General features: G+C 40.7%; 3 protein-coding genes and 2 pseudogenes. All 5 read left to right on the top strand.

The features are described from left to right. Positions 1–311 precede the first annotated feature (311 nt). A pseudogene (locus PSI15_RS17285) lies at positions 312–770 on the top strand (Hcp family type VI secretion system effector); the annotation flags it as partial. 275 nt (positions 771–1,045) lie between these two features. Then, positions 1,046–1,915, top strand: a complete 870-nt coding sequence (locus PSI15_RS17280; RefSeq protein WP_273584600.1) for a DUF6402 family protein — start codon at positions 1,046–1,048, stop codon at positions 1,913–1,915. Continuing rightward, positions 1,902–2,330, top strand: coding sequence for a DUF6201 family protein (locus PSI15_RS17275; protein ID WP_273584599.1), 429 nt, complete (start codon positions 1,902–1,904; stop codon positions 2,328–2,330). The genes PSI15_RS17280 and PSI15_RS17275 overlap by 14 nt, the downstream gene beginning before the upstream one ends. Positions 2,331–2,459: 129 nt before the next feature. Then, positions 2,460–3,044 (top strand): annotated as a pseudogene (locus tag PSI15_RS17270) (phage major capsid protein); the annotation flags it as partial. Between the two features lie 54 nt (positions 3,045–3,098). Then, a protein-coding gene (locus PSI15_RS17265; RefSeq protein WP_273584598.1) for an IS5 family transposase occupies positions 3,099–3,897 on the top strand; the annotation gives its coding sequence in 2 pieces (ribosomal slippage) (positions 3,099–3,362 and positions 3,364–3,897; 798 coding nt annotated over the 2 pieces). This gene is flagged as partial in the annotation.

The raw sequence follows: 3,897 nt of genomic DNA, 5'->3' as shown, positions 1-3,897 counted from the left end.
CTTTCAGGGTATTATGCAGAGGGTGCATAACTGAGAGGGTGAAAAAGATTTTTAGGGGGTATCTTCTGGCAGGCAAATAAAAGCCGGAGGAATCTAAGAAGATAAATCTAGTGCATCAATTTGTTTTTTTATTAGGGTACTATCTGAAATTTAAATTAGGTAATTATCTGATTTTATTTAAGAAGAGAGGTTAATCACAATTTTTCTGGCGATCTTTTATTCATGCTGGAATAGATAAGCATTACTGTTATATCCTGTTTGATTGATGCTGTAATGAGCATCCATTGAAAACCAGATGACAGGAGACAGGAATGTCATATCTCATTTACTTGTCATTAAAGGGCAAGAAACAAGGCTTAATCTCGGCGGGCTGTTCAACCCCCGAATCTATCGGTAACCGCTATCAGGCCGGGCGGGAAGATGAAATACAGGTATTGCACCTCAGCCACATGATGACACGCGATCAGAACGTCAATCACCTTCCGGTCAGCTTTACCAAACCCATTGATAAATCTTCCCCGTTGCTGGGGTTGGCGATAGACAAGAACGAGTTGCTGGATGCCCTTTTTAAGTGTTACCGCGTAAACCTTGCCGGACAATTGGAATTTTTCTATGAGATCAAACTGACAGGTGCCACCATTGTTGATTTTTCCTGCCACTATCCGCATTCGATAGATGACAATGACCAGATCCCGTATGAAACGGTACAGCTTGATTATAAGTCGATGTCATTCACGCATCGCGCGGCAGGGACAACAGGCTATGCGATATCGCAATTGCAGGGGCGTGAAGAGGAAAGACCGTTGCTTTCGGGATTTGATTCTTTGCTGAAAACCGCAACAGAGGCTTTATTCAGCCATAAGTTTACGGTGAAAAATAAAGCTGATGGGAGTGTATGCAGCGATATAGCCTATGGAATAAAAACAAACAAAGGTTCAATAAAAGGTATTTCAAAACAATTAGGTGTTACAGAATATATAAACTCCAAAAAAGAAGAAGATGTTGAAGTCGAATATTTATTTCAAACAAAAATGGGGATGGATAAATGAGCATTTTAAAAACTAAAACTGTTAAAGGTGGAGCTAATACAGATCTTGAGTATGATAAAATATCTCTTAACCAACTTCCCGACATCATGAATAAAATGGGATGGGAAATGGCATCAAAATTAATGCGAGAGTGGTTTAATAGGCCACTTTTTGAAATGGATGATAATTTAAGGAAGAAATATATTTTAGGAAAAGCAACGGATATACCTAAAGAACATTACAATGATTCAATTGTAAAAATGGAATGGGCATTAAGGTATGAGCGAGTACAAGATGCAATTAATGAATTAATTATTACTAGATTGGGTAACGATAAAAGTAATGGAAGGCTTTTTGGTCCATTATTAGAAAGAAATAAAGAGATGAATCCTTCGTCAAATAAAATTTATATAGGCTATAATGATGACATAATTGACATAGACTTTACCACTCAAATTAACTCTCTGGATTTTGGTGGGAAGTTTGATACTAATGACGATTTTAAGGGAGCTATCGGGGCAAGCAATATGGAGTTTTGTGTGCAAGGATACTATGATTTATCACAGAGAAAAAAGAAATTCGTAGTGGATCAAATAGGTTTTTTTATTAAGGATGCTTATAATTTCTCTGGAGGTCATGAACCGTTAGGTATTTGGGGGCGTGAAGGTATGCTTCCTCTTAGTGAATCTCCTAAATATTTGACCAGTTTTTTTGGTGAAGAGTGGGGTAAGCTATATAGAGAGTATTACGGGTTTGTTCCAGTTTTTAATAGGGATTTTAGAGAATGGCAGAAAATACATGGTGAAGGTGGAGATTATATTGTTTTCTCAGATGTACATTGGATGGCTCCGCCTGCCCATTTAAAGGTCATGTATGAAAATAGTTAAATACATAAAGCATGTCGTAATTACTGCAATTTTTCTATGGTGGTTTTTTTTATCACATGTAACATTCTTTTTTTCATATAAAAACTTTGAAATGAATAATGGTGATTTTATAGCAAAATATTATTATGTGTTACCAGTAAATATTATTGGAATATACTCATGGATTTTTCACTATCAGCCTGAATACGTCGTTCTTTATGATAAAGAATATAATTATATAGGGCAAAGCTCCCCATTTTGTCTCTCAAATGGAATTGCGGGAGGTGAACATATTTTACCTGAAAAGAAACTCATGAGTAAAAATAAATATTACGCTTATTTGAATGTATCTGGTGGTCGTTGTCAGGATGAATACACCATACCAGTGAAAGAAAAAAAATGGTGGAGTCAAATCCTCCAATACTTCCATTTGTAAAGTGAAAACTTTTGTAAATATTCCGTCCTCGTGTTTTCGCAAGTTTAGCCTCTGAATGTCAGGGGCTTTTTTATTGTTTATCATGATGTTAAATAGTGTTTAAAGCAGAATAACCAACCGTAAAACACCATGAAAAAACTCCTCGAATTACGCCAGCAAAAGGCAACCTTCACTGAACAAATGCGCTCCCTGCTCACTAAAGCCGAAACTGAAAAACGCTCATTGACCGAAGAGGAAGCCAAACAGTTTGACGAACTGCGCAGCCAGTCCGATGCCCTGAATGCCGAAATTGCCCGTTATGAGTCAATTGCTGATGGAGAACGCCATCAGGCGAAGACCCAGCCGACCAGTGAAAAACTCAGTAATGACGAACTGCGACACTATATCGTGACGGGTGAAACCCGTACTTTGTCTACGGACGTGCCGTCCGAGGGTGGCTATACCGTTATTCCTGAACTAAACAGGCAGATCATGCAGCAATTGGCGGATGAGTCGGTTATGCGCCGGATCTGTACCCTCAAGACTACGCGCAGCAACGAATACAAACAGTTGGTTTCAGTCGGTGGCGCAGCGGTAGCCCACGGGGAAGAGGGCAAGGCACGCGGTGAGACATCCACGCCGAAGATGGAGGAAGTCAGCATTAAGCTGTTCCCGATTTACGCTTACCCCAAGACAACCCAAGAAATCATCGACTTTAGCGACGTGGATATCTTAGAACCTATTCAGAATCTTTTTAACCCTGAAGAGTTTTTCATGTAAACTGCCGGGATGAGAAAAACTTATGCCAGTGATATGAGTCGAGAAGTGTTCATGGAAATTGAACCCCTGCTGCTCAGCAACAGGAAGCGCACACGCCCCAGAAAAGTGGATGTCTACGAGGTATTTTGTGCCTTGTTATATTTACTCAAGAGCGGTTGTCAGTGGGATATGCTGCCCAGTGATTTTCCCGCCAAAAGCACGGTGTATTACTATTTCAAACTCTGGAAAGAAAGGCCGTCAGACACAGAACCCAGCCTGCTCGAGCAAGCTTTAAAAAAATGTCGTTGGCGAGGTCCGTATCAACCATGGTCGGAACGTCAACACCTCTTTCGTGATAGTTGACTCGCAAAGTGTCAAGAATACGGACACGGCACGTGAAAAGGGGTATGACGCGGGTAAAAAGGTTTCCGGCATCAAACGGCATATTGCCGTGGATAACCAGGGACTTCCACATGCTATCACGGTAACTACCGCTGATGTGGCGGACAGAAAAGGCATGTTGGCCACCTTTGCTATGCACAAGAATGCGCTTATCGGTGTGACGAATGTTTTAGCGGACGGGGGTTACACGGGAGTTTCCTTTGCTGAGGGTGTACGTGAGATATTGGGCGCCACCGTCGAAATAGCCAAACGTCATGAGCTTCATACTTTCAGAGTGATCCCAAATCGGTGGGTTGTCGAGCGTTCATTTTCCTGGCTGGAAAAATGTCGCAGATTATGGAAAAACTGTGAGCGATATTTAAATACCAGCCTTCAGTTTGTTAATCTGGCCTTTCTTGTCCTATTACTGCGCAGGAAAGATTCTGAA

Origin of the sequence: Xenorhabdus sp. PR6a (genome assembly GCF_028599065.1) — a bacterium.
GTDB classification, from domain to species: Bacteria; Pseudomonadota; Gammaproteobacteria; order Enterobacterales; family Enterobacteriaceae; genus Xenorhabdus; species Xenorhabdus doucetiae.
The sequence above is the reverse complement of the archived record's forward strand: the minus strand, read 5'-3'. Positions and strand labels throughout refer to the sequence as shown.